We start from the raw sequence: 24,890 nt of genomic DNA, 5'->3' as shown, positions 1-24,890 counted from the left end.
TTACCGCCTTTTTATTTCTGGAATATCTAGTTTCCGCAATACTTAGTTTCAGGAAGATGCGATTTCCTGACTATATTATTTCCGGATTATGTGATTTCCGGATTATGTTATTTCGGCATATACTGCCCCCTATTATTCAGGCCTGATGACCGACGCCATGTATACTCCCAACTTCGATACCCAAGAGTTTTTAGCCCATCACTGGCAGAAGCAGCCTCTGGTGATCAAAGGCGCCTTCGCGAACTTTCAAGATCCTATCGCCCCCGATGAACTGGCGGGACTCGCCTGCGAAGAGGAGGTCGCCTCGCGCATCGTCCTGACCAAAAAAGATAACTGGGAGATCATCCAGGGCCCCATCGAAGATTACTCCCCCTTTGGCGATGCCAACTGGCAGCTGCTGGTCCAGGCCGTCAACCATTGGTACCCGGATGTGGAGCCCCTGGTTAACGCCTTTCGTTTCATCCCCGACTGGCGCTTCGACGATCTTATGGTCTCCTACGCCACGCCCGGTGGTGGCGTAGGACCTCACATAGACAACTATGATGTCTTCTTGCTGCAGGGCGAAGGCAGACGCCGCTGGAAAGTCGGTGCTAAAGGACAGTATTCGCCCCGTGGCGGCGATACCCACACGGCGCTGATCGACGATTTTGAGCCCATCCTGGATGTGGTGCTTGAGGCCGGCGACATGCTCTATATCCCGCCAGGCTTTCCTCACCGAGGTGAGACATTGGAGACAGCGCTGAGCTACTCCATAGGGTTTCGCGCCCCCAGCCAGCAGGAGCTCTTTAGCAGCATCGCCGATCATCTAATCGACACCAACGGCGGCAATAAGCGCTTTATCTCGAATCAGGAACCCGCCAGCCCAGGTCTACTGAGCGTCGAGCAGCAAGCAGGCATGCTAGCCTTGGTCTCTGAGATATTATCGCAGCCTGACCACTATCAAACCGTCTTGGGTCAGACCCTGAGTCAGAACCGCTTCGAACTTGATCTGGCTGAGCAAGGGGAAAGTTACAGCCAGGATGAACTGATGGAGGCCCTGGAAGATGGCGCCTGTCTACAACGCATCGGCGGACTTAAGGTGATTCGTCTCGAAGGCGATAAACACCTTAGGCTCTTTATCAATGGTGAGATCTACGATTTTGTTGATGTTGATAACGATGCAGATGAGCTGAATGAGCAGCTCATGCTGCTGGCTAATGCATTTAGCTTCGAGGGCGAGCAGGCACTGGGCCTGTGTCAGCATGAGGCCATAGGCCAATACTTTGTCTGGTTACTTAACTCTGGTTACGCCTACCTGGCATAAGCTGGCAGATGCGAGTCTCCAGTCGCTGATGCCCTGTAGCTGATGCCAAATAGCTGATGACTTGTTTCTGATGCCGAGAAAGCATCGAAGCTGACAACACAAAAAAGCCGCCTCAAATGGGCGGCTTTTTATTAGGCTTTAGGCTCTCGTTTCAAGCGCTTTTTAAAGACACGCTTAACAGCGGTGGCTGTTTAAAACGCTTAGCCTTCTTTCCACAATTTTTCGTCGTTATGGATCTGATACAGGCTCTCGGCACGTGACACCAACAGCTGCGCAAACTGAGCCTGGGTCTTGTCTTTTACGGCGCCAGATTTCACCAGGTTTTCCGCCTTAAGCTGCCACATCATAGAGAAATGGCGAATCGCGTCGCGCGCGGTGGCGGCGACCTTAACATCCACATAGTCAGAAGGCAGATCGCCAGACATCACCCAAAAGGTCTGTGGCTTTGGCTGCTTAGACTCCATCTTCCATACCGCGAGGAAAGGCGCAAGGTAACGGCTCTCTTCGGCAATCACTTTACTTGGGATCACCCCTTTTTCCGCCAGAAAGCGGTTTGCCTTCTGAAAATGCTCTTTAACCCATTGTTGTGTGAGGGCTTCTTGTTCTTCTGGAGTGAGTGCTTTAGTGTTCTCGACTGCTTGTTCCGTCATACTGCTTCCTATTGTTATAGTTATGCTGTGAAGGGCGAAATGGAGCTGACAAACTGCATATTGCGTGAAAATTCACACACAACTTTACGTTAACGTAAAGTGGAAAGCAAAATTGCCACGCCGATCACAATTAATCCCAATCTTTGCTTTGTTGAGAGTATCGCTAAATGCTATCGTTCTGCAATAAATATAACAAGCCGTCGAAGGCGCCTCTTTGGCATTCGGCGTTTTAATTCCCAAGCGGAGAACTCATAAAGTGGCAGTATTTAATCATATCTCATTTGATGACCACGAACAGGTCGTATTTTGTCATGATAAAGAAAGTGGCTTACGTGCAATCATAGCCATTCACAACACCAACCTGGGCCCAGCGGTCGGCGGTTGCAGAATGTGGAACTATGAGTCTGATGACGAAGCACTGACCGACGTATTACGTTTGTCTCGTGGCATGACCTACAAGAACGCCCTCGCCGGTCTGGCAATGGGTGGCGGTAAGTCGGTGATCATCGCCGATCCTAAAGTGGAAAACCGCGAAGCCCTGTTCCGCGCCTTCGGTCGCTGTATTCATACTCTGGGTGGTAAGTACTACTCTGCAGAAGATGTGGGCGTGTCTACCAGCGACATCATGATTGCTCACCAAGAAACCCCATACATGGCGGGGCTTGAAGGTCAGAGCGGTGACCCATCACCATTTACTGCGCTTGGCACCTACCTGGGTATCAAGGCTGCCGTTAAGCATCAGCGTGGCCTGGACAGCCTCAAGGGCCTTAAGATTGCCGTTCAGGGCGTTGGCCACGTAGGTTACTACCTGTGTCGTCACCTGCATGAAGAAGGCGCCGAGCTGATCGTCACCGACATTCACCAGTCATCACTTGATAAGGTCGCTACCGAGTTTGGTGCTACCGTAGTTGCGCCTCAAGATATCTACCATCAAGATGTCGATATCTATGCACCATGTGCCCTGGGTGCCACCATCAACGACACAACGATTCCACTGCTGAAGGCTAAGATTGTGGCAGGTTGTGCCAACAACCAGCTTGCCGAACTGCGCCATGGCGAGAAGCTTAAAGAACTGGGCATCCTGTACGCGCCAGACTATGTGATCAACGCAGGCGGTATCATCAACGTCTCGTTCGAAAAAGATTACGACGCGCAGAAGTCTACCGCCAAAGTAGAAGAGATCTACAACACCCTTCTGAAGATCTTCGAGCAGTCTGATGCGCAAAACCGCACCACAGCGGATGTTGCCGACGAACTGGCACGCGCCATCATCAACGGCGAAAAATAATTTCTGGCGCTAATTTCTGGTGCTAATTACTGGTGCTAGCCGGATTGAAAAACCACCGACAAGTTCGGTGGTTTTTTTTTGCCTGCAACCCGAGTTTTGCGCTATGCCATAGCCTACTCAACCGATAAAAAACAGCTCAAAAATTTTCTGATTCAATTTTTCTTTTAGCGCCAAAGAGATAATTTTCAGACATAGATTTTTCACAAAGGCGTACTGGAAAATGTCATATTCCTCTGCTTGACTTAGAGGCTCATCATCTTCGCTAGGATTGCATTATGATAAGTTTCAAGTACCACTTTAATCAGGATTTGGTGGAGTTACAGGCCAGTAACTGGATAGGTCTGGAGCAGGTATTTGTTAACGGCAAGCGGGTCTCGCGTAAGCTGAATTTCGGTCCCAAGAGCGAACATGAGGTGCAGCTACACAGCGGCGATCCCTGTAAGTTTCAACTCTTTATCGATCCCAATAGCGAGCAGATGATCTGCCGCATCTACAAACAAAACCGCCTGATCACCAGCATCAAACAGGGAAAGGAAAACCTGATGCAGAGCCGTCTGTTGCTGCAATCTGTCATCATAGTGATGGCCGTCTCGAGCCTGGGCATGTTGCTGGTGGTGTAACATAAAGTTACGACATCCCGAGCTTAATCGCCTATTCAAATAAAAGAACAGATCTAACCAGACAGACACGATAGCGCAGACAAGTATTCAAGCTTCTGTGACCATCCGCGCCAATACACCAAAAAAGCTCTGCTTATTAGCAAAGCGTCAGGCTTTCCCCAGCAACACAGACGGCTTGAGTGCTCTGATAGTTACCGCTGCCCGCCGTCACCGTGGTAACCACTAGCTTCTGTTGCTTCTGAGAATTATCCACCAGCTCGGCCTTTAAGATGGTGCCGTCCCGCACGAATGCCAGACTAACGGCAAAATCCCCTACATCCAGATTGCGATACAGACTCACCTGTACGCTGCCGATAGATCTTGGTTCCAGCGCCCCCTCGACAACCACCAGGCTGTAGCCGTTTGCCAGCGTAAAGGCTTTAGCGTAGCTGTCACTGCTCACACTTGATGCGTCAGCCGATTCTAGTCGAGAGGCAGCAGGTTGAGATGTGGAAGAGTGAGTTGAGGATTGGTTTGAGGCTTGAGTTGAAGACTTGGGCGATTTCTCGATATTGACCATACAGGCAGACAGGCTCATCACAAGCGTCGCCGTTAGCAGAGGTTTCAGCATTTCGATCATCCGTTGATTTAGGTGAGGTTTGATAATAGGTCAGATTGCCTAGGATAGGCCATTGATCTTATTGAGTAGATAGATAAATTGTTGTGATTCAAATTCAGACAGATTACCGAGAAACTGCTCGTTGACCCGCTCGGCCTCGCAGATAAGGTCTTGCTCCAACGCCTTGGCACTGTCGGTTAGGAAGATTTTAAAGGCGCGGCGATTATCCGCCTCCTGATGACGAGTAATATAGCCCTGCACCTGCAGCTGATCTAACAGGCGGGTCATGGTGTAATTAGCCACGTCGCAGCGCTTAGACAGCTCTGTCTGGGTGATCCCCTCCTCCTGCCACAGGGCAAACAGGACGGGCCAGAGCTTAATGTCCAGCTCATAGCGCTTTAGCCTCTCATCCAAGGCCTTCTGAAGCTCGATATTAAGATGAGACACCAGGTATCCCAAGCTTTCATAATGTTTCAATCAGCACCTCCAGATACAGCGGTCATGCATTAATACTAACATCTGGTCCTAAAGAAACTAGGGCTCGGCTAACGCTAATTCGTAACGAAAAACCAATTGTCTTATCTAAGAAAGGCTTAAGCCTTAGTTCGCGTCGCCGTCTTGATTTAGCAGGTATTGCTCGATAAAACGATAATAACAGGCTCTTCCAAGTTTAGCCGATAATCCTCTGGCTAAGGAGACTGATATTACCGCTTCATCTACCACAAAAGCATCATACCCGGCCACCTGAAACTGGGTGCCTATGGAGCTGGTCAGGGTAAATTGCCCGTCTTGCGCCTCTTCATAATCATTGATAATAAAGGGAAACTCGGCAACCTCTACCCTCACTGTCTCCACCGGCGTCATCAGGAAATATCCCTCAGATTTAAGATGCAAAATGGTGGCAAAAAGCCGGCAAAATTTATCGGGCAAGGGCTCGCAGCGATAAAACCAGCGCCCCTGGTTATCGATATGAAACAGCGGCGCCTCATCGCATAGCGGCGCCCCTTGAGTGATTTGCCGCAGCTGAGCGGCGACTTCATGTTCAGGCATAGTCTCTCGTTAGCTCATTAGCCTGGCCGTGATTAGCATTGCACTGATTTACCTACCATGCACAGATTAGCCATTATCAATGAGGCTCAGCAGTGCCTGCACCGGATGCTTAGGTTTGAAGCCACCGAAACGCTTCACCTGGCTACGGCAAGAATAACCCGAGATCAATATCTGCTCTTGTGGCAGCGATTCTATCGTCTTCTCCCAGGACATCTCATACAGGGCCTTGGAGCGCTTTAGATTATCGCTCTCGTGACCATAGGTGCCCGCCATGCCACAGCAGCCCAGGCTGACTGTGCTTAACTCGGCGCCAAATGCGCTAAAGATCGCCTGCCACTCTTTGGCCGTATTGGGTTTGGCCGTCGATTCGGTGCAGTGGCTGAACCAGGTAAACTGCCTATCCGCATTAGCCGCATCTGCTGACATAGCTTTTGGCGCGACGGTCTCAATCACCTTAAGCAGCCATTCGTTGGCCAGCAGCACGTTAAAGTCGCCACGATTTTCAGCCAGGATCTCTTTATATTCATCGCGATAGCAGAGCACCATAGCAGGATCTACCCCCACCATAGGCATACCTAGGGCGTGCACCTGATTCAAGAAATCGGCGCTGGACTGAGCCGTCTTGGCAAACTTATCCAAGAAGCCCTTGATATGAATCGGCTTGCCATTTGGTTTAAAGGGCAACAGCACTGGCTTAAAGCCCAGCTTCTCGATGAGCTTAATAAAGTGATAAACCGTCTCGGCCTCATAGAAGCTATTGAACGGGTCTTGCACCACCAACACATATTGGTCACGATCGCTTTGTGGGATCTGCTGCAAGGCATTGAGGTCATAGCCACGGCAGGCGTGGTTTTCCAGCCGCTGCTTGAGGGTCGGCACGGACAGCGCCGGCGCATCCACATAACCGATAGATTGTTTAATCACCCACTGACTCAGCTTGTTTTGTGAGGCAAAGTTGGTGATCTGAGGCACCTTGGCCATCAATGGCAGACTCTCTTCAATCCCCGCCACCAGATAGTCTTTCACAGGTCTGAGATAGCGCTGGTAATAGATGTTGAAGAACTGCGCCCTGAACTTGGGCACATCTACTTTCACAGGGCACTGAGACGAGCACGCCTTACAGGCGAGACAGCCCTTCAACGACTCCATCACCTCATGGGAGTAGTCATATTCGCGCTCTTTTTTCAGGGTGTTCTGGGTGCGCTGCAGCCAACCCAGAGGCTTGGCCTTAGCTAAGGCCTCGACATCCACGCCTTCGGCTTCCAATAAGCGCAGCCATTCGCGCATCAGACCCGCGCGCCCCTTCGGCGATTGTACCCTATCTCCGGTCACCTTAAATGAGGGGCACATGGGCGAGTAGACACTGTAGTTGAAACAAAGGCCGTTGCCGTTACAGTTCATCACATCGGGGAAGGCCTCGCGGGTGTTGACCGGGATCTGACGATCGAAGGCTCCGCGCTTAACGCTGTCGACATTATAGAGCAGAGGTCCGCTGCCCTTGGGTGCCACCAACTTGCCGGGGTTAAGCTTGTTATTAGGATCGAAATAGCCTTTGACCTCTTCGAGCAGACCAAACAAGGTCTCACCGAAGACAGATGGACCATACTCGCCACGTACCCCCTTACCATGCTCGCCCCACATCAGGCCGCCATACTTGAGGGTTAGTGCCGCCACCTGATCCGATACCGTCTTGAGCAGTCGCTCATCCTGCGGGTCACACATATCCAGCGCCGGACGCACATGCAGCACGCCGGCATCTACATGACCGAACATGCCATACTGCAGCTCATGGCTGTCCAGCAGCGCCCTGAACTCCAAGATAAAGTCGGCAAGCTTCTCAGGCGGCACAGCGGTATCTTCGGCGAAGGCGATAGGTTTACGGCTTCCCTTGGTGGCGCCAAGCAGCCCCACCGCCTTCTTACGCATGGCGTAGATGGTGTTGATGCTCGCCTTATCCGATGTGACCTGATATCCCAGCAGGCCAGCCTGCTTAGCGGCAAGCTGAGTATCGAGCATCGCCTCTAATTGTTTAACTTTGGCTTCCACCTCTTCTGGCTCACCGGCGAACTCCACCATGTTGAGGCCATCGATGGAGGCGCCCGGCACATCTTCAATCAGAGATGACACCGAATGCCAGATGATATCCTGCTTGGCCAGATTTAGAACTTTAGAGTCCACGGTTTCTACAACAGTCGCCTTGGCCTTAACCAAGTCCGGCGCGTGACGCAGGGCCGACTGGAAAGAGTCATACTTGATGTTGACCATCATACGGGTCTTGGGCAGCGGCGTAATATCCAGTTTGGCCTCGGTGATCACCGCCAGCGTGCCTTCGGAGCCGGTAAGAATGCGCGACAGGTTGAACTCATCGACTGTCTCGTTCCAGACATTTTTCAGATCATAACCCGTCAGGAAACGGTTAAGTTTGGGAAAGCGGCTCTCTACTTCACCTCTGTGCTCCCGTGTCATGAGGGCGATATCACGCTGCAGTGCCTGCCCCAGGCTTGGGGACTCCAGCGCATCTAAGGCTTCGAGCGCTTTTAGATCCAGCGGCTTGGTCTCCAGCACGCTACCGTCATAAAGCACGCTGGTCAGCTCGAGCACATGATCAGATGTCTTGCCATAGACCAGTGAGCCAGCGCCCGAGGCGTCTGTGTTGATCATGCCGCCCATGGTGGCGCGGTTAGAGGTTGAGAGATCTGGACTAAAGAAGAAACCATGGGGGCGCAGCGCGTCGTTGAGCGCATCTTTGACCACCCCAGCCTGCACCCTCACCCAGCGCTCCTTCTCGTTGATCTCAATCACCTGATTGAAATAACGCGACAGATCCAGAATGAGGCCATGGGTCAGCGACTGACCGTTGGTGCCTGTGCCGCCCCCGCGCGCACTAAAGACTACCTGTTTAAACTCTGGCTTAGTCGCCAGGGTCATGATCAACTTAACATCGGCCTGAGTCTTGGGATACAAGACGGCCTGAGGCAGAAACTGGTAGACAGAGTTATCCGTTGCCTGGGCGAGACGCGCGCTGTACCGCTTGTCGATATCGCCACAATAATTGCTCTGGGCAAGGGCGTCGAGAAACGCCAAATAGACAGGCTCTAGGGTCTGTTGATGGGATAACTTAGGGAGCATGATAACTTCTTTTCAATTGGTGTTTATTAAAATAATGTTGCCATTATAAACAAAAAAAAGCCGCTAAAAAGCGGCTTTCGTCAATTAGCTTATTCTATCTAAAGAATAATTAAGCGTGAGCTTCACCCAGGTATAACCAGGTATCGATCACTGTATCTGGGTTAAGCGATACGGTATCGATGCCTTGCTCTACCAACCAAGCCGCAAAGTCGGCGTGGTCAGAAGGACCTTGACCACAGATACCCACGTAAGCGCCTTTCGCCTTAGCGGCCTTGATAGCCATTGCCAGCAGGGCTTTAACGGCTTCGTTACGCTCGTCGAACAGGTGGCTGATGATGCCTGAGTCACGGTCCAGACCTAGGGTTAGCTGGGTCAAATCGTTCGAACCGATTGAGAAACCGTCGAAGATCTCGAGGAACTGGTCGGCTAGTAGGGCGTTAGAAGGCAGCTCACACATCATGATGACGCGTAGACCACCTTTACCACGCTCAAGGCCTTGCTCTTTCAGCAGTTCGATAACCTGACGGCCTTCTTCAAGCGTACGTACGAATGGGATCATGATCTCTACATTCGTCAGCCCCATCTCGTTGCGTACACGCTTGATGGCTTCACACTCAAGGGCGAAACAGTCGCGGAACGACTCAGAGATGTAACGGCTCGCACCGCGGAAGCCCAGCATTGGGTTCTCTTCTTCCGGCTCGTAACGGTCACCACCAACCAGGTTAGCGTACTCGTTAGACTTGAAGTCTGACATACGTACGATAACTTTCTTCGGATGGAAGGCAGATGCGATAGTCGCGATACCTTCAACCAGACGCGCCACGTAGTATTCTACTGGTGACTCGTAGCCGGCGATCATCTCGTGGATCTCTTGCTGCAGCTCGGCGCTTTGGTCGTTGAACTCTAGCAGTGCCTTAGGGTGAATACCGATCATACGGTTGATGATGAACTCGAGACGCGCCAGACCCACACCTTCGTTAGGCAGACGAGCGAAGTCGAACGCTCTGTCTGGGTTACCCACGTTCATCATGATCTTCATCGGTAGTTCAGGCATAGAATCGACGCGAGAAGACATAACGTCAAACTCTTGGATACCTTCGTAGATGTAACCTGTGTCACCTTCGGCACAAGAAACAGTCACCTGCTGACCATGCTTGATCTTGTCTGTGATGTCGCCACAACCTACTACCGCCGGTACGCCGAGTTCACGGGCGATGATCGCCGCGTGACAAGTACGGCCACCACGGTTAGTAACGATAGCGCTGGCGCGCTTCATGATTGGCTCCCAATCAGGGTCAGTCATGTCGGTAACCAGTACGTCACCTTCTTGGATCTGGTCCATATCTTCGATAGAAGCCAGTACCTTAGCGGTACCATTACCGATCTTATGACCGATGGCACGACCTTCGCCAATCACTTCGCTCTTGGTCTTGAGGTGGAAACGTTCGATCAGCTGTACATCTTCACGTGAACGTACGGTTTCTGGACGGGCCTGTACGATATACAGTTTGCCGTCGTTACCATCTTTAGCCCACTCGATGTCCATTGGACGACCGTAGTGCTTCTCGATGATCATGGCTTGCTTAGCCAGCTCCATCACCTCTGCATCGCTGATAGAGAATTGACGACGCATATCTGCTGGTACATCTTCAATCTTCACCTGCTTACCGTGGCTCAGGTCGTCAGAGTAAACCATCTGAATTAACTTGCTACCGATGTTGCGGCGAACAACGGCCTTGTGACCTGCGGTTAGGCTTGGCTTGTGAACATAGAACTCATCAGGGTTCACCGCGCCTTGTACTACCATCTCACCCAAGCCAAATGAAGAGGTCACGAAGACCACATCGTTGTTACCTGACTCGGTATCCATGGTGAACATTACACCTGAAGCGGCGGTGTCTGAACGAACCATACGCTGTACGCCAGCTGAAAGCGCAACGCCTTTGTGGTCATAACCTTGGTGTACACGGTATGAGATAGCTCGGTCGTTAAAGAGAGAGGCGAATACGTGCTTGATAGCAACCAGTACTGCGTCGAAGCCTTTAACGTTCAGGAAGGTTTCCTGTTGGCCGGCAAATGAAGCATCTGGCATATCTTCGGCAGTCGCTGAAGAGCGTACTGCGAACGATGCATCCTTAGTTTCTGAGGAAAGCTTGTCGTACGACTCACGTACAACCTGCTCAAATTCGCTATGGAATGGGGTATCGATAACCCACTGTCGGATCTGTGCACCTGCGGTGGCGAGTGCATTCACGTCGTCGACGTCTAGAGCTTCTAGCGTCTCGTATATCTTCTGGTTAAGTCCGCTTTGTTCAAGAAATTCATTGAACGCAAAGGAAGTGGTCGCAAAGCCACCAGGCACTTGAACACCTGCATTAGCTAGATTGCTGATCATCTCCCCAAGAGAGGCATTTTTACCGCCTACCTTGTTGACGTCACCCATGCCTAATTCTTGATACCAGAGTACATATTGCTGCACAGTTCTATCTCCGCAAGTTTATTTCAGTGTGGCCCCTTCACACGAGGGCAGCGGCATTTTACACTCCACAGCAAGACGCGTAAATCTATAATTTTATTTGTAATTTTATTACTACAAGAGGTCAAAATGTCACGTAAAGTCTTTTATATCTCAGATGGGACGGCGATCACGGCCGAGGTTTTTGGCCATGCGGTACTGTCTCAATTTCCAGTTGAGTTTGAAGCACTTACTATTCCATTTGTCGAGACAACTCAGAAAGCCGAGGCGGTAAAAGCACAAATTAATGATTGTTTTATTACAACAGGCGAACGACCACTTGTGTTCCATTCTATCGTCAAAGCCGAGATCCGAGACATCATCTACAGCAGTGAGTGTATCGACTATGACTTCTTGAACACCTTCGTCGCCCCGCTGGAAGATCAGTTAGGCGTCAAGGCGGTTCCCGTGACCCACAGAACTCACGGCAAGGCGAATCACAGTTATGAGGCGCGTATCGACGCCATCAATTACGCCATGGAAAACGATGACGGTCAGACCCTCAAACATATCGACAAGGCTGACATAGTGCTTCTGGGTGTTTCCCGTTGCGGCAAGACCCCCAGCAGCCTCTATCTGTCGATGCAGTTTGGCATCAAGGCGGCCAACTATCCCTTCATCGAAGATGACATGGACAACCTTAAGCTGCCCGAGGTGTTAAAGAAGAACAAACATAAACTGTTTGGTTTGACTATCGACCCTGTGCGCCTGCATGAGATCCGCCAGAGCCGCATGGAGAACAGCCGCTACTCCTCACTGAGACAGTGCCGTATCGAGGTAAAAGAGGTTGAGATGATGTATAAGCGCGAGCGCATTCCCTTCGTCAATACCACCAACCACTCGGTAGAAGAGATTGCCACTAAGATTCTGGATGTCACCGGCCTGGAACGTCATATGTTCTAAAACTAGGCTGACCTCTGCCTATATAGAGGCAAGTTAAGCGCCCCAAATGGCAAGCTAACTGCACAGATGTAGACAAATACCGGAAATTTTCATCTGTTTACCCCTGTGCAGCTAGCAACTATTGGTTATAATCCGAGGCAATCAGGCGAAAGCCAAGACAAACGCTCGGTATATTGAATGACCATTAAAACAGACGAACTACGCACCACATTACTATGTAAGGCCATTTCACCTGCTAAACTCGCATCTGAATACCCGCTTACTCAAGACGCCGCCGACTATCTGGTTCAACAGAGACGTGAAGTTGAAGCCATCCTCACAGGTGAAGACAAACGTCTTCTGGTGATCATCGGCCCCTGCTCTATCCACGACACCCAGGCTGCCATCGACTACGCTAAGCGTCTGGCCGTGCTGCACAAAGAACTCAAAGACTCACTCTGCATCCTGATGCGCGTCTATTTCGAGAAACCTCGTACCACGGTTGGCTGGAAGGGACTGATCTCAGATCCGGATCTCGACGGTAGCTTTAATGCCAACAAGGGCCTGCGCCTGGCGCGTCACCTGCTGCAAGAGATCACCGAGCTAAACCTGCCTATCGCCACCGAATTTTTGGATATGGTTAACGGTCAGTATATTGCCGACCTCATCACCTGGGGCGCGGTTGGCGCACGAACCACTGAGAGTCAGATCCACCGTGAGATGGCCTCGGCGCTCTCCTGTCCGGTCGGCTTTAAGAACGGTACCGATGGTAACATCAATATCGCCATCGACGCGGTGCGCGCCGCCAAGGAACCGCACATCTTCTATTCGCCCGATAAAGATGGCGCCATGGCCGTTTACCGCACTAGCGGTAACCCTTATGGCCACATCATACTGCGTGGAGGCAAGCAGCCGAACTACCATGAGGCCGACATTCAGGCTGCGGCGCAGAAGCTTAAAGACGTGGGTCTATCTCACCGTATGGTGGTGGACTTTAGCCACGGCAACAGCCAGAAACAGCATAAGCGTCAACTCGAAGTCGCCAAAGATATCATGTCGCAGGTCGCCTCAGGCTCGACCGCAATTGCCGGCATCATGGCAGAGAGCTTTATCGAAGAGGGCAACCAGAAGGTGGTTGCCGGTGAACCACTGATTTACGGTAAGAGCATCACGGATGCCTGCCTCGACTGGGCCGACTCTGAAAAGCTACTGCGAGACCTTGCTGCGGCCTCCAAGGCGCGCATGGCAAAGCTTAGCTAATACCTAATGTGATTATTTTAAAAAGGCTTCCTCGTGAAGCCTTTTTTAATGTCATGAAACCCACCACATTCCCGGACTACAGCGCTGTCATTACGCCGCGATTATCAGTATAATCCGCCGGTTTTTTTCAATGCATAACCTTAAGGTTGCCGTATGCCCCTAACCGATACAGAAACTCAGTATTCTGACGCCATTCGCGCGCGCATCGCTCAGTCAGAAGCCCGGGTGATCAAAGCGATTTTTCCCTCTATCACCAACCACCACAACACCCTCTTTGGTGGCGAGGCCTTGGCCTGGATGGATGAGACCGCCTTTATCGCCGCGACCCGCTTCTGCCGCAAGACACTTGTTACTGTCAGCTCAGATCGTATCGACTTCAATAAGTCGATTCCTGCCGGCACCCTGGCAGAGATCATCGCCAACGTGATCTATGTGGGTAACACCTCCCTCAAGGTTGAGGTCAACATCTTCGTCGAAGATATGTACCAAGATCATCGTGAGCATGCCATTCGCGGCGTCTTTACCTTTGTGGCGCTGGATGAAGATCGTAAACCCACTAAGGTGTGGAGCGAAGCGTAATCCTAGAAGGTCTCCTGTCGGCGGGCACACACCTGCCGACCTCTCTCCTCTCTCCCCTCACCTCTTACCTCTTACCTCTCGCCTCTAACCTTCCCTAACCTCGCACCTCGTATCTCCCGCTCTCAGCCGAAGACTCATTAGACTTAAGTCTAATAATTATTTGTAAAAACGAAAAAATCCCGTCACCCAGACACAAAAGCAATAGAATACTGAGTCATTTATCTGTTACATTGACTTTACCTTCAAGTGCAACAAAGATAATCAAAAAGCAATGAAGCTCGAAAACTTGCACATCATCATCGCAGATGATCATCCATTATTTAGGAATGCGCTGCGACAGGCATTGAGCGGCGCCTTTGCCGACACCCAATGGTTTGAGGCCGATAGCGCCGAAGCCCTACAAGGCTTATTGGAACAGGGCAACACTGCCTATGACTTAGTGTTGCTGGATCTACAGATGCCCGGCTCCCATGGCTATTCCACCTTAATACACCTAAGAACCCATTTCCCCGAACTGCCTGTGGTGGTGATCTCCGCTCACGAAGATGCCATGACCATCAGCCGTGCAGTCCACTATGGTAGCGCCGGATTTATTCCCAAGTCTGCCTCCATGGAAACCCTCTCAGAGGCACTCACGGCTGTGCTCTATGGCGATATCTGGCTACCGGACAACATAGAACTGCAAGAGATCAACGAAGATGCCACGGATCAGATGGCGGCCAAGCTCGCCGATCTCACGCCGCAGCAGTATAAGGTGCTACAGATGTTTGCCGAAGGCCTGCTCAATAAGCAGATCGCCTATGATCTGGGCGTCTCCGAGGCCACCATCAAGGCCCATGCCACCGCCATCTTTAGAAAACTCGGGGTGAGAAACCGCACCCAGGCAGTTATCGCCCTGCAGCAGCTGGAGATGGAAAAGGTCGAGCTTTAACCTAGGTGGAAGATCCTAAGATCTTCCCTTAACTCCCAGCCAATTTGTAAGCGCAAAAAGATCTCAGCCAAAAGACACTCACATTTCGAAAGATGACTTAAGCGCCTAAGGCGAATAACCGAATCTGTCGCCAGCTTGCGACGGCACCTGTCGACGGCATTCCGTTCGAGGTTGAAAGCATTCAAGATTGATAGCATTCAAGATTGATAACAGCGAATAAAGTTATCTACTGCATGCTTTGCGTAAATTTTCATTTCATCAGATGTCAGCATTTGCCCACCGAATAAGGCTTCGAAATGACGATTTCCCTTTAATGCGCCGAGAAATTGTTCGCTCGCTATGGCCAAGTCTGTGATGACGAGTTTGTCCATCGCTTGTCGATGCATCAAATAATCCTGTAATGCCTGTTGAGAATGGCCTGAACTTCGCTCAAGAAAAAATGCCACTAGTTCCGGTGCGGTTTTTGTCTGTGTCATCAGTAAGCGCGCCAACTTCAAGAGCTCAGGGTGATAGATAAACTCCAAATATTTCAAAGCGAAAGACAATAACTCTTCCCTAAATACTCTATCGGCATCTACATCTACGCTTAACCCCAGTTGCAGGCGTTCGGTCAGTTCAACAACCACGGCTTTTAACAGGCCTTGCTTATCATTAAAGTAGTTATACAAGGTAAGCTTTGAACCACCACAATGCTCTATCAACTGATCTAGGCTGGTGCCTTCATAGCCCTGCTCTAAAAAGAGTTCTGCGGCTACCTGCAAATACTTCTGCCGCTTTCTCAAACTCGATGGTCGCATAAACACCTCCTCTAACTTTTGATACCCCATAGTACACTTTTTTATAGGATAAGGTTGCATCCTTTTCGAACGATAGATATGATACTGAACGGTACAGTATTATATCTATGGTCGTCATCATGAAACAACTTCTTCGCAACACACAGGGCAACAAAATTAAAAAAGCGATAATTATCAGCAGCATGATGTTATTCGCTTCTCTGTTTTATTATTACCAGTTTCCCAAAGCAGGCTTGATCAGCACAGATAACGCCTATGTTCAGGGGGAAATTTCGCAAGTGAGTGCCGAGGTATCGGGCATTATTAATCACGTCTACATAACCGATAACCAATATGTAGAAGCAGGTGAACTGCTGGCACAAATTGACAACAGAGATTATCTGGCTCAATACAATCAAGCCAAGGCAGGACTGACCATGGCGCAGGCGGCAATTGCCAATATAGATGAGCGTATAAAGCTACAGCAGATATCAATAAAACAGGTATCGACTCAGATAGACTCGACTATGGCCGATGCCATATTTCATCGGGCGGAATGGCATCGACTGCAAAACCTGTTAGATAAGGAACTCATTTCTCAATCACAGTTTGAAGCGCAAACCAATAAGAACAATCAGGCGAAAGCGAAACTGGCTGCGAGCCAGTTACAGCTTAGTTCGGCCAAGCAACAACTCAACACCCTTAGGAGTGATAAGGCTCGTTTGAATGCCCAAGCCGAGCAGGCCAATGCTGCACTGGCACTGGCCAAACTAAGATTAGAGAATACACAGGTCAGAGCCCCCGTTGCCGGCATCATAGGTAATCGCGCCCTGCGCGCCGGACGCTTTGCCAGTAAAGGCGCTCCCCTTCTGGCTATCGTTCCTGTCGAATCTATCTGGATAGAGGCCAACTATAAGGAAACCCAAATCACAAATATATTGCCTGGTCAGCTTGTCGACGTGCTGCTCGATAGCTTTCCCGAGGAACACCTTAAAGGACGCGTATTAAGCATTGCGCCAGCGACAGGCGCGCAATTTGGTCTACTGCCACCGGACAATGCCACGGGCAACTTCGTCAAGATCGTACAACGTGTCCCCATCAAGATTGCCCTCGAGATCCCCAGGGCACTCCAAGGCAGAATTGTACCCGGCTTATCGGCTGAGGTAACAATCGATACCAATCATTGAGATGGTAGGTTCTTATGAATAAACAGGTTCTCAATATTCTGCTCTTAGCTCTACTTGCAGTGATTCCCCAGAGCATTACCGGTCAAATCTATAATAGTAGCGCCTCACAGATAGCAGCGAGTATCGGCCTGTCTCTGGATGAGGCCAGCTGGTTTAACACACTTAATACTTTTGGTTTACTGATTGCGCTTCCGCTCGGCGCCTGGCTGGCTAGTCGTTTCGGTTATAGGCAGCTATTTCGTATTGGCGCAGTCGTAGGCCTATTCAGTACACTGGCCAGCAGCCTATGCATGCAACCAGCACCTCAGATGTTGAGTTGGTTTGGGCACGGCTTATCGGCAAGCTTTCTAGTGCTGTTCGCCCACGCCATCATCTTAAAGAATCTTAACTTCAGGGCTATTGCTTATGCCGAGAGCCTAGTGCTGCTAGTGGCGGTTTTAGTTCCGCTGGGCATCTACCCCTACCTACTGTCTATCCTGGCAGAGAACAATTTATGGCGATGGTCTTTCTCACTACAGCTAGTCCCCTTCTTACTCATGCTCAGCTGGGCGCGATTCGGTCACTGGCCTCATCTGGAAGAGACACAGGAAATAGGCTTTAACTGGTTACAAGCCCTGTTACTGACAATCAGTAGCTGTGGCATTGCGTACATACTGTTGCGTGGCGAGCGCTTTGACTGGTTTGAAACGCCGAGCATTATCTGGATTACGCTAATTACCGCCTCGGCGATAACACTATTAGGCTTAGCAATAAAAAACCGCCGGGGACGAGGACAATATTTAGAAGCAAGCGTCTTGGCTAGCCGTATTGGGAAACTGAGCATGTTACAAGCCGCCATCGCAGGCTTTGTCGTATTAGCCATCTCCATGCTCACCTCAGTGTACATGATGAAAATAATGCAATACAGCGCCGCTAACGCCGGCTATATCAACCTCATCGGCTTTGTCGGCATGCTTGCTGGCCTTGGCGTTGCACTCTTCGCCACCTGCAACCCCGATCGTAATCCCTTCAAAGTCGTCCCCATAGGTATCATCATGATGATAGCTACCTGTATATGGCTAACGGGAAGCAATGCCTTGATAGGTCAAGCTTATCTTTGGCCTGCAATATTGCTTAAAGGCTTCGCCATTGGAATACTCAACATCACGCTGACCATACATATTCTGCGTAGTTTACCAAGACAGCACCTGCTCGAAACGATCGCCTGGTTCTACCTATTTCGTAATCTAGGCTCGCTGTCTGCCATAGGGGAGTTTTCTCGTTTCATGACCATAGAAACCAGCAACGCCATGCAAAAATTAGCCGAAAACTATGACCCTCTAAACGAGACGTTCATCCACCACCAACAGCTGATCACTGCCAGCCTACAGCAGTCAACGCTGGCGCCGACGCCCGAGCGCTCAGCCCTGCTGTTGATGAGCCAACTTAAGACGCAGGCGCTGTCTGTGGCCGGCGTAAACAACTATCAATGGTTAATCGCTACGACCCTTATCATCATACCCAGCATGGTGCTCACGATGAAGTGGGCAAATCACCCCGCGAGACCCAAATAATATATTTGGGTCTCTTGCAAAATTAATCATAGAGATACTTAGCGTGGAATCTCAGATGATCTTCGATAAAGGTGGCGATGAAGTAATAGCTGTGATCGTACCCCTCCTGCATGCGTAGGATCAGCGGATACTCCTTCTCCTTGGCCACCGCAATCAAGGCCTCAGGCCTTAACTGCTCCTCGAGGAAGTTGTCACAACTGCCCTGATCGATAAAAATCGGCAGATCGCAACTGGCCTGCTTCATCAGCTCACAGGCATCATAGGCCAGCCAAGCATCGCGATTCTTACCCAGATACTCACTAAAGGCCTTCTGCCCCCAAGGGCAGTTGATAGGATTGACGATAGGGCTAAAGGCCGAGACAGAGCGATAACGATCTGGATGCTTAAGGCCTATGGTCACGGCGCCGTGGCCTCCCATGGAGTGACCGGCCAGTGATCGCGCCTCAGTCACCGGGAAATGGGCCTCGATAAGCTCGGGGAGCTCCTCAACCACATAATCATACATCTGATAATGCGCCTGCCAGGGCGCCTGAGTCGCATTGAGATAAAACCCCGCGCCTTGGCCCAGATCGTAGGCGGCATCATCGGCCACCTCCATCCCTCTTGGGCTAGTATCGGGCGCAACGATGGCCACTCCTAGCTCTGCCGCGATACGCATGGCGCCGGCTTTTTGCATGAAGTTCTCATCCGTGCAGGTCAGCCCCGATAGCCAGTAAAGTACTGGTACCTTCTGCTCGCTGGCCTGAGGCGGCAGGTAGATGGCGAAGCGCATGGCGCAATTTAGCACGCGAGACTGATGCTGATACTGCTTATGCCAACCACCGAAGCACTTGTTGCTGCTGATATTTTCTATGGTCATATTCTCATCCCTAAAGGGCGCAGACGCGGGCGTCTGCACCTAAGCTAAGCCAAATGATGCCTATCGGTTAAAGTGCACCACAGAGCGGATACTCTTACCCTCATGCATGAGGTCGAAGGCAGTGTTGATCTCCTCCAGCGCCATGGTGTGAGTGATAAAGTCGCTGAGCTTAAATTCGCCGCGCAGGTATTTCTCAACGATCTCAGGCAGCTCTGAGCGCCCCTTCACGCCGCCGAAGGCACTGCCGCGCCAGACGCGTCCGGTCACCAGCTGGAATGGACGGGTCGAGATCTCCTGACCGGCGCCAGCAACACCAATGATCACAGACTCACCCCAACCCTTATGGCAGCACTCCAGCGCCGAGCGCATCACATCCACGTTACCGATACACTCGAAGGAATAATCCACGCCGCCATCGGTTAGCTCGACAATCACTTCCTGGATGGGCTTGTCGTAATGCTTAGGGTTGATGCAGTCGGTAGCACCAAGCTGGCGGGCCAGCTCAAACTTGCTCTCGTTGATATCGATAGCGATGATGCGGCTAGCGCCCGCCATGGTCGCGCCTATGATGGCCGACAGGCCTATGCCGCCGATACCGAAGATGGCAACGCTGGCCCCCGGCTCAACCTTAGCCGTGTTGAGTACCGCACCCATGCCTGTGGTCACGCCGCAGCCCAGCAGACACACCTCTTCCAGCGGCGCCTCAGGGTTTACCTTGGCCAATGAGATCTCTGGTAGTACGGTATATTCAGAGAAAGTTGAGCAGCCCATGTAGTGGAAGATAGGCTGGCCATCTTTGAAGAAACGTGTAGTGCCATCTGGCATCAAGCCTCTGCCTTGAGTCTCGCGGATCTTCTGACACAGGTTAGTCTTACCCGACTTACAGAACTTACACTCGCCGCACTCAGGGGTATAAAGCGGGATCACGTGATCCCCCACCGCCACACTGGTGACACCTTCACCGACCGCCTCGACGATACCGCCGCCTTCGTGGCCCAGGATCGCCGGGAAGACACCTTCAGGATCGTCACCCGAGAGGGTAAAGGCATCGGTATGGCAGACGCCGGTTGCGACTATCTTCACCAACACCTCACCGGCCTTGGGATACATCACATCCACCTCTTCTACCGATAATGGCTGGCCCGGTCCCCAGGCGATGGCGGCCTTAGATTTAATAAACTTGTCTGTCATCTCGCTTGCTCCATTTAGTGTCTGTATCTGTGTATCTGTGTATCTGTCTGCCCACTTCAATGTAGTCGCTGACCATTACCTTGTCTCGCCAGCAGTTGCATCACGGTGGATTTGATCACTTGAGCCTATTTTATTTATTTCACATGAGATGATAATCTCCGTTTTATACAAATCATTTTTACCAAATAGTAATAATAGGTTTAATGCCATGCAGGAATGGGAAGGGGTCAGCGAGTTTGTCGCAGTGGCGGAGACAGAGAGTTTTACTAAAGCGGGCAAGCGCTTAGGGATCTCTACCGCCCAGGTGAGTCGCCAGGTAGGCGCGCTGGAACAGAGGCTGGATACCAAGCTGCTCTATCGCACCACCCGCAAAGTCTCCATGACGGAAGAGGGGCACCTCTACTACCGGCATTGCCGTCAGGTGCTCGATGGCCTGGAAGAAGCCGAGCGCGCGCTGAGCAGCTTAAGAGGTCTGCCCCAGGGGCTACTGAGGATGACGGCGCCGGTGGCCTATGGCGAGAAATATATCCTGCCTGTCGTCAACGACTTCCTGCTCGCCTACCCTAACGTCGAGGTGGATATCGCCCTTACCAACCGTCAGGTGAGACTGGTAGATGCGGGCATAGACCTGGCCATTCGCATCGGCAAGTTGGCCGATTCGAGCCTGATCGCCAAGCGGATCAGTCAGCGGATCAACTATGTGTGCGCCTCACCGGACTATCTCAAGCGGTTCGGCGAGCCCCACAGCCTCTCTGAACTGAGCCGACACAACTGCCTGATCGGCAACCATGACTACTGGCGCTTCCTCGAACAGGGGCGCGAGCGACAGCTTAAGATAAAAGGCAATCTGAGGTGTAATACCGGCCACGGCCTGAGAGACGCGGCGCTTAAGGGGCTGGGACTTGTGCAGCTGCCCAACTACTATATAGGCCAGGACCTCAAGGCGGGCCGTTTAGTGTCAGTGCTCAACGCCTATCAAGAGCCAAACGAAGGGGTCTGGGCCCTCTATCCCCAAAACCGCCACCTCTCACCTAAGGTGAAGTTGATGGTAGAGTTTCTCGACCGCGCCCTGCCCTAAACCTTGCACGGTTTTAAGACAATAAAAAACGCGCCTTCATCTAGTATGAAGGCGCGTTTCTCTTGTTTAACGCTTAACGCCAGATCTCCGGCTGCTCGCCTGTCAGTTACTGGCGTCGAGCAGACGTTGATAGAGGGCGTCTTTCAGCTCGGCTCTATCGTGCTTAAGCTGATGCATGGCGCTATCGTCGATAGGCGCATCGTTAAGCTCTAAGGTTCGGATCTCTTTGTCTAACGAACTGTACTTCTTGTTGTCTTGCGCGAACCCATCATCGGATTCGGTGAGTTTGAGGATCAGGTCTTGATAATCAGGAAAGTCGTTAATGAGCGAGTGGTTTTCACCTAGCATAAGGCCCCCTTTACTTAAGCAGATAAATGGATAAATTTTATGCCTTGTTCATAAATGTAGCACGCCATCACGCCCCTGATCAGCATCCACCTCACAAAATACTGCAAAGAGTTGATAATTTAAGTTTTAGTGCGCTGTTTACAAGCCTTTACACCTGAGATTTGCCCAGACATTCGCTACCTGAAATGTTCCATCATGCGGTAATAGAGCATGCCCAGCGCCATCCCCTGATTACCGAGCCAATCACCCACCGGCAATCTTATCTGTTTCATCTGGGCGAAGAGGTCGAACTCCTCCAGTTGGCCCTGCACCACCTGACTCATGATCTCGCCCATGATGTGCGAGGTGGCCACCCCATGACCCGAGTAGCCCTGAGAATAAAACAGATGCTCAGACACCTTGCCAAGCTGGGGGATACGGTTAACCACTATGCCCGCCATGCCGGTCCAATCGAACTCTATCCCCACCCCCTTGAGGCGGGGGAAGGTGCGCTCTATCGCCGGGCGCAGCTCGGCGGCCACATCCTTAGAATCACGCCCCGAATAGTTGGTGCCACCGCCAAACATCAAGCGGTTATCGGCGGTCATGCGGTAATAGTCGAGCACGAAACGGCTATCATATACGGCTAAATCATGGGGGTTGAGCTGCTTGGCCAGTTGTGGGTCGAGTCTCACCGTGGCGCAGTTGCCCAAAGATGCGGGAAACAGCATGCCCCTTAACTTATGACGCGCCAACCTATGGTAGGCATTGCCCGCCAGCACTGCGCAGTTGGCGGTGATCCGCCCCTTATCGGTTGTCACAGTAACCCGCTTATCATCAGAAATGTCGAGCACCTGTGAGTCCTCGAAGATCAAGGCGCCATTGGCCTCGGCGGCCCGCGCCTCGCCGATACAGAGATTGACCGAATGCAGATGCATGTTGCGGCGATTCAATAAGCCACCGTGATACAGCGGCGTGTCCAGATAATCGGGGATGTCGGCCTTACTCAGCAAGGTTAGCTCATCGCCCATGCCCCGCCTCAGCCCCTCTTCATAGGTAGTCTTCATCTCGGCCATGTGGGCCGGCTTATAGGCAGTGTGCAGATGACCGAATTTAAGGTCACAATCTATCTGATATTTTTCTACCCGCTTTTTGATGATCTCATGGCCACGCCAGCGCAGGTTCCAGACAAACTCCTCCGCCTCATGGCCGATACGATTACGCAGCTGTTTCACCATGGCGTTATCGCCAGATAGACTGCCGGTCACCTGACCGCCGTTACGACCGGTTGCCCCCCAGCCCACCTTATTTGCCTCGACGACGGCCACCTTGACGCCTCGCTCGGCAAGCTCCAGTGCGGTCGCCACACCGGTAAAACCGGCACCTATGATCACCACATCGACATCCAACTCCCCCTCTAGGCTTGGATAATGGGTCTCCTGCTTGATGGTGGCATTGTAATAAGAGTTACAGCGAGCGAGTGACATCCGGCTTTCCTTAATCGTTAGGTTGCGCCGCCATGATGCGGCTTTGTTTTATATTTTTTACAACACGTTTGATATTCGAGTATACCTAGGTGCAATGTCAGGTCAACTAGTTCACGACGTGCGCGCACGTAAAAAACCAAGCTAAGAAAACAGAGAGTAAGAAAACAGGGAGTAAGAAAGGGGCGTTACAGCTAGAGAGTAAGAATGATTATTTATATGAATTTAAGGGTAAATATAAAATCAGATACGCGCCGCTGACTGCGGCGCGCTGCAGACGTTAACGGATCTGCTGCCAATAGGCGTAAAGGCCGGCAATATCCTTGCTACAGAGCAGATGCATCGCCGCTCTCACCTTGTCATCACTCCACTGCCACCATAGCATCTCCATTAACATGGCTATCTCTTCATCCGAAAAACGATAGCGGATCAGTTTCGCTGGGTTGGCGCCTACTATGGCGTAGGCTGGCACATCTTTGGTCACCACGGCGCGACTCGCAATAACGGCGCCATCCCCTACCGTGACTCCGGGCATGATCATCGCTTCGGAGCCTATCCAGACATCGTTGCCTATCAGGGTATCACCGGCGCGGACAAAACCATCCTGGGCGCCCGAGAAGCTATCACCCTGTTGATAGAAAAAGGGAAAGCTACTGACCCAGTCGCTTCTATGGCCCTGATTACCCGCCATCATAAACACAGCGCCAGAGCCAATGGAACAATAGTTGCCTATGATAAGCCGGTCGACATCGTCCCTATCGGGCGCCAGGTAGCGGGCGCAGTCATCGAAGCTGTGTTGATGATAATAGCCAGAATAATAGCTATGCTCGCCCACGATAATATTGGGATTAGTGACCTGCTCCTTCAGCGATTGACCGGCAAAAGGGCTATCAAAATAATTTTTCATCTTAAAACCTGTTGTTACTTGTCCTCAAATCTTCCCAAACTAGCGTGCATTCGAGTGCTCCAGAAGCTGGCACTAGGGCACTTGCACTTTACTGTGCCACCCAGCTTTGGCTGGCAAGCTGCTTTTCCCCTTGATAGAGCTCTAGGGTGAAGCGCTCACCCTTTACTATCTGCCCCACGCCCTTAGGCGTCCCCGTCATCAGGATGTCGCCATCTTCGAGGGTCATGAAACTGGCTATCTCGGCTAACATGGCCTCGGGGCGATTAAGCATCAATGCTACATCCCCCTGCTGGCGCAGCTCACCGTCGACGCTCAGGCGAAACGAGAGTGAGTCCAGATCGCCATCAAATGGCACAAACTCGCTAAACAGCGCGGCGCCATCGAAAGACTTGGCCCGCTCCCAGGGTAACCCCTTGGCCTTGAGACGGCTCTGTAGCTGGCGTTTGGTGAGATCTAAACCGACGCCCACAGCCTCAAAGCCGCCCGCCTTCACAAGGAAACAGAGCTCGGCCTCATAGTGTAGCGGCTCTTGGTGTGTGCTGAGTAACGTCTCGGATATTGCCGAGTTAGGCTTAACGAACAGCACCATCTCTTCGGGCATCTCATTGTTAAGCTCCTTGATATGCTCGACATAGTTTCGCCCGACGCAGACTATCTTACTCGGCGTCACCTGTTGCTCTAGATATTTAACCAAGCGCAATCTTCACTCCTTCGCTGTTGATG

General features: G+C 51.4%; 23 protein-coding genes. 10 read left to right on the top strand and 13 right to left on the bottom strand.

The annotated features are described in order from the left end of the window. Positions 1–157 precede the first annotated feature (157 nt). Complete coding sequence (locus K0H80_RS07935) at positions 158–1,303, top strand: ribosomal protein uL16 3-hydroxylase (RefSeq protein ID WP_220073630.1); 1,146 nt, start codon at positions 158–160, stop codon at positions 1,301–1,303. A gap of 200 nt (positions 1,304–1,503) precedes the next feature. On the opposite strand, the gene K0H80_RS07930 is transcribed toward K0H80_RS07935, so the two are convergent. After that, on the bottom strand, positions 1,504–1,953 hold the full coding sequence (locus K0H80_RS07930; protein ID WP_011865355.1) for a DUF4826 family protein: 450 nt from the start codon (positions 1,951–1,953) through the stop codon (positions 1,504–1,506). Positions 1,954–2,209: 256 nt separating this feature from the next. Between K0H80_RS07930 and K0H80_RS07925 the strand changes: the two genes are divergently transcribed. After that, the gene (locus tag K0H80_RS07925; RefSeq protein ID WP_011865354.1) at positions 2,210–3,241 is read left to right on the top strand and encodes a Glu/Leu/Phe/Val dehydrogenase dimerization domain-containing protein; all 1,032 of its coding nucleotides are present in this window, start codon (positions 2,210–2,212) and stop codon (positions 3,239–3,241) included. 275 nt (positions 3,242–3,516) lie between these two features. After that, entirely contained in the window at positions 3,517–3,861 is a 345-nt protein-coding gene (locus K0H80_RS07920; RefSeq protein WP_011865353.1) for a hypothetical protein, read from the top strand. A gap of 136 nt (positions 3,862–3,997) precedes the next feature. Here K0H80_RS07920 and K0H80_RS19750 read toward each other — a convergent pair whose 3' ends face one another. The 5 genes from K0H80_RS19750 to ppsA form a co-directional block, all read right to left on the bottom strand. Then, positions 3,998–4,303, bottom strand: a complete 306-nt coding sequence (locus K0H80_RS19750; RefSeq protein ID WP_258406211.1) for a PliI family lysozyme inhibitor of I-type lysozyme — start codon at positions 4,301–4,303, stop codon at positions 3,998–4,000. A 216-nt stretch (positions 4,304–4,519) separates the two neighbouring features. Continuing rightward, positions 4,520–4,936, bottom strand: a complete 417-nt coding sequence (locus K0H80_RS07910) for a MarR family winged helix-turn-helix transcriptional regulator (RefSeq protein WP_033540720.1) — start codon at positions 4,934–4,936, stop codon at positions 4,520–4,522. Between the two features lie 123 nt (positions 4,937–5,059). Continuing rightward, positions 5,060–5,509, bottom strand: a complete 450-nt coding sequence (locus tag K0H80_RS07905; protein WP_220073628.1) for a DUF1285 domain-containing protein — start codon at positions 5,507–5,509, stop codon at positions 5,060–5,062. 66 nt (positions 5,510–5,575) lie between these two features. Then, the gene (ydiJ, locus tag K0H80_RS07900) at positions 5,576–8,638 is read right to left on the bottom strand and encodes a D-2-hydroxyglutarate dehydrogenase YdiJ (RefSeq protein ID WP_220073627.1); all 3,063 of its coding nucleotides are present in this window, start codon (positions 8,636–8,638) and stop codon (positions 5,576–5,578) included. A 109-nt stretch (positions 8,639–8,747) separates the two neighbouring features. Next, entirely contained in the window at positions 8,748–11,117 is a 2,370-nt protein-coding gene (ppsA, locus tag K0H80_RS07895) for a phosphoenolpyruvate synthase (protein WP_220073626.1), read from the bottom strand. Between the two features lie 126 nt (positions 11,118–11,243). Between ppsA and ppsR the strand changes: the two genes are divergently transcribed. The 4 genes from ppsR to K0H80_RS07875 all read left to right on the top strand — a co-directional run bounded on the left by ppsR (position 11,244) and on the right by K0H80_RS07875 (position 14,805). Then, the gene (gene ppsR, locus K0H80_RS07890) at positions 11,244–12,056 is read left to right on the top strand and encodes a posphoenolpyruvate synthetase regulatory kinase/phosphorylase PpsR (RefSeq protein ID WP_011865347.1); all 813 of its coding nucleotides are present in this window, start codon (positions 11,244–11,246) and stop codon (positions 12,054–12,056) included. Between the two features lie 177 nt (positions 12,057–12,233). Further along, the gene (locus K0H80_RS07885) at positions 12,234–13,295 is read left to right on the top strand and encodes a 3-deoxy-7-phosphoheptulonate synthase (protein ID WP_220073625.1); all 1,062 of its coding nucleotides are present in this window, start codon (positions 12,234–12,236) and stop codon (positions 13,293–13,295) included. A gap of 153 nt (positions 13,296–13,448) precedes the next feature. Next, entirely contained in the window at positions 13,449–13,874 is a 426-nt protein-coding gene (locus tag K0H80_RS07880) for an acyl-CoA thioesterase (RefSeq protein WP_011865345.1), read from the top strand. A 271-nt stretch (positions 13,875–14,145) separates the two neighbouring features. Next, a complete protein-coding gene (locus K0H80_RS07875) occupies positions 14,146–14,805 on the top strand; it encodes a response regulator transcription factor (RefSeq protein WP_011865344.1) in 660 nt (219 codons plus the stop codon). A 197-nt stretch (positions 14,806–15,002) separates the two neighbouring features. On the opposite strand, the gene K0H80_RS07870 is transcribed toward K0H80_RS07875, so the two are convergent. Beyond that, a complete protein-coding gene (locus K0H80_RS07870; protein WP_258406210.1) occupies positions 15,003–15,602 on the bottom strand; it encodes a TetR/AcrR family transcriptional regulator in 600 nt (199 codons plus the stop codon). A gap of 119 nt (positions 15,603–15,721) precedes the next feature. Here K0H80_RS07870 and K0H80_RS07865 point away from each other — a divergent pair, with 119 nt between their 5' ends. Further along, on the top strand, positions 15,722–16,768 hold the full coding sequence (locus tag K0H80_RS07865) for an HlyD family secretion protein (RefSeq protein ID WP_258406209.1): 1,047 nt from the start codon (positions 15,722–15,724) through the stop codon (positions 16,766–16,768). A 14-nt stretch (positions 16,769–16,782) separates the two neighbouring features. Further along, entirely contained in the window at positions 16,783–18,321 is a 1,539-nt protein-coding gene (locus tag K0H80_RS07860; protein WP_220073622.1) for an MFS transporter, read from the top strand. Positions 18,322–18,343: 22 nt separating this feature from the next. Here the strand turns inward: K0H80_RS07860 and fghA are convergent, their stop codons facing one another. Together fghA and K0H80_RS07850 are read right to left on the bottom strand one after the other, a co-directional pair. Beyond that, positions 18,344–19,180, bottom strand: a complete 837-nt coding sequence (gene fghA, locus K0H80_RS07855; protein ID WP_220073621.1) for an S-formylglutathione hydrolase — start codon at positions 19,178–19,180, stop codon at positions 18,344–18,346. A 60-nt stretch (positions 19,181–19,240) separates the two neighbouring features. Then, positions 19,241–20,371 (bottom strand): S-(hydroxymethyl)glutathione dehydrogenase/class III alcohol dehydrogenase, encoded by a 1,131-nt coding sequence (locus tag K0H80_RS07850; protein ID WP_286670255.1) that lies wholly within the window; start codon positions 20,369–20,371, stop codon positions 19,241–19,243. A 208-nt stretch (positions 20,372–20,579) separates the two neighbouring features. On the opposite strand from K0H80_RS07850, the gene K0H80_RS07845 reads away from it, so the two are divergent. Next, positions 20,580–21,449: a LysR substrate-binding domain-containing protein gene (locus K0H80_RS07845; protein WP_011865338.1), complete on the top strand. Its 870-nt coding sequence runs from the start codon at positions 20,580–20,582 to the stop codon at positions 21,447–21,449. 102 nt (positions 21,450–21,551) lie between these two features. Here K0H80_RS07845 and K0H80_RS07840 read toward each other — a convergent pair whose 3' ends face one another. From K0H80_RS07840 to K0H80_RS07825, 4 genes are all read right to left on the bottom strand, one after another. Further along, entirely contained in the window at positions 21,552–21,797 is a 246-nt protein-coding gene (locus tag K0H80_RS07840) for an HP1242/YdcH family protein (protein WP_011865337.1), read from the bottom strand. Positions 21,798–21,973: 176 nt separating this feature from the next. Further along, on the bottom strand, positions 21,974–23,263 hold the full coding sequence (locus K0H80_RS07835) for an NAD(P)/FAD-dependent oxidoreductase (RefSeq protein ID WP_220073620.1): 1,290 nt from the start codon (positions 23,261–23,263) through the stop codon (positions 21,974–21,976). A 277-nt stretch (positions 23,264–23,540) separates the two neighbouring features. Further along, a complete protein-coding gene (catB, locus tag K0H80_RS07830; protein WP_220073619.1) occupies positions 23,541–24,167 on the bottom strand; it encodes a type B chloramphenicol O-acetyltransferase in 627 nt (208 codons plus the stop codon). Between the two features lie 88 nt (positions 24,168–24,255). Next, complete coding sequence (locus K0H80_RS07825) at positions 24,256–24,867, bottom strand: fumarylacetoacetate hydrolase family protein (protein WP_220073618.1); 612 nt, start codon at positions 24,865–24,867, stop codon at positions 24,256–24,258. Positions 24,868–24,890 lie beyond the last annotated feature (23 nt).

Source organism: Shewanella aegiceratis (assembly GCF_019457495.1).
GTDB lineage: Bacteria > Pseudomonadota > Gammaproteobacteria > Enterobacterales > Shewanellaceae > Shewanella > Shewanella loihica.
The sequence above is the reverse complement of the archived record's forward strand: the minus strand, read 5'-3'. Positions and strand labels throughout refer to the sequence as shown.

Coding starts and splice junctions, on each gene's coding strand:
- K0H80_RS07935 (WP_220073630.1), top strand. CDS start 158: ATGTATACTCCCAACTTCGATACCCAAGAGTTTTTAGCCCATCACTGG.
- K0H80_RS07930 (WP_011865355.1), bottom strand. CDS start 1,953: ATGACGGAACAAGCAGTCGAGAACACTAAAGCACTCACTCCAGAAGAA.
- K0H80_RS07920 (WP_011865353.1), top strand. CDS start 3,517: ATGATAAGTTTCAAGTACCACTTTAATCAGGATTTGGTGGAGTTACAG.
- K0H80_RS07905 (WP_220073628.1), bottom strand. CDS start 5,509: ATGCCTGAACATGAAGTCGCCGCTCAGCTGCGGCAAATCACTCAAGGG.
- ydiJ (WP_220073627.1), bottom strand. CDS start 8,638: ATGCTCCCTAAGTTATCCCATCAACAGACCCTAGAGCCTGTCTATTTG.
- ppsR (WP_011865347.1), top strand. CDS start 11,244: ATGTCACGTAAAGTCTTTTATATCTCAGATGGGACGGCGATCACGGCC.
- K0H80_RS07885 (WP_220073625.1), top strand. CDS start 12,234: ATGACCATTAAAACAGACGAACTACGCACCACATTACTATGTAAGGCC.
- K0H80_RS07880 (WP_011865345.1), top strand. CDS start 13,449: ATGCCCCTAACCGATACAGAAACTCAGTATTCTGACGCCATTCGCGCG.
- K0H80_RS07875 (WP_011865344.1), top strand. CDS start 14,146: ATGAAGCTCGAAAACTTGCACATCATCATCGCAGATGATCATCCATTA.
- K0H80_RS07870 (WP_258406210.1), bottom strand. CDS start 15,602: ATGCGACCATCGAGTTTGAGAAAGCGGCAGAAGTATTTGCAGGTAGCC.
- K0H80_RS07865 (WP_258406209.1), top strand. CDS start 15,722: ATGAAACAACTTCTTCGCAACACACAGGGCAACAAAATTAAAAAAGCG.
- K0H80_RS07860 (WP_220073622.1), top strand. CDS start 16,783: ATGAATAAACAGGTTCTCAATATTCTGCTCTTAGCTCTACTTGCAGTG.
- fghA (WP_220073621.1), bottom strand. CDS start 19,180: ATGACCATAGAAAATATCAGCAGCAACAAGTGCTTCGGTGGTTGGCAT.
- K0H80_RS07850 (WP_286670255.1), bottom strand. CDS start 20,371: ATGACAGACAAGTTTATTAAATCTAAGGCCGCCATCGCCTGGGGACCG.
- K0H80_RS07845 (WP_011865338.1), top strand. CDS start 20,580: ATGCAGGAATGGGAAGGGGTCAGCGAGTTTGTCGCAGTGGCGGAGACA.
- K0H80_RS07840 (WP_011865337.1), bottom strand. CDS start 21,797: ATGCTAGGTGAAAACCACTCGCTCATTAACGACTTTCCTGATTATCAA.
- K0H80_RS07835 (WP_220073620.1), bottom strand. CDS start 23,263: ATGTCACTCGCTCGCTGTAACTCTTATTACAATGCCACCATCAAGCAG.
- catB (WP_220073619.1), bottom strand. CDS start 24,167: ATGAAAAATTATTTTGATAGCCCTTTTGCCGGTCAATCGCTGAAGGAG.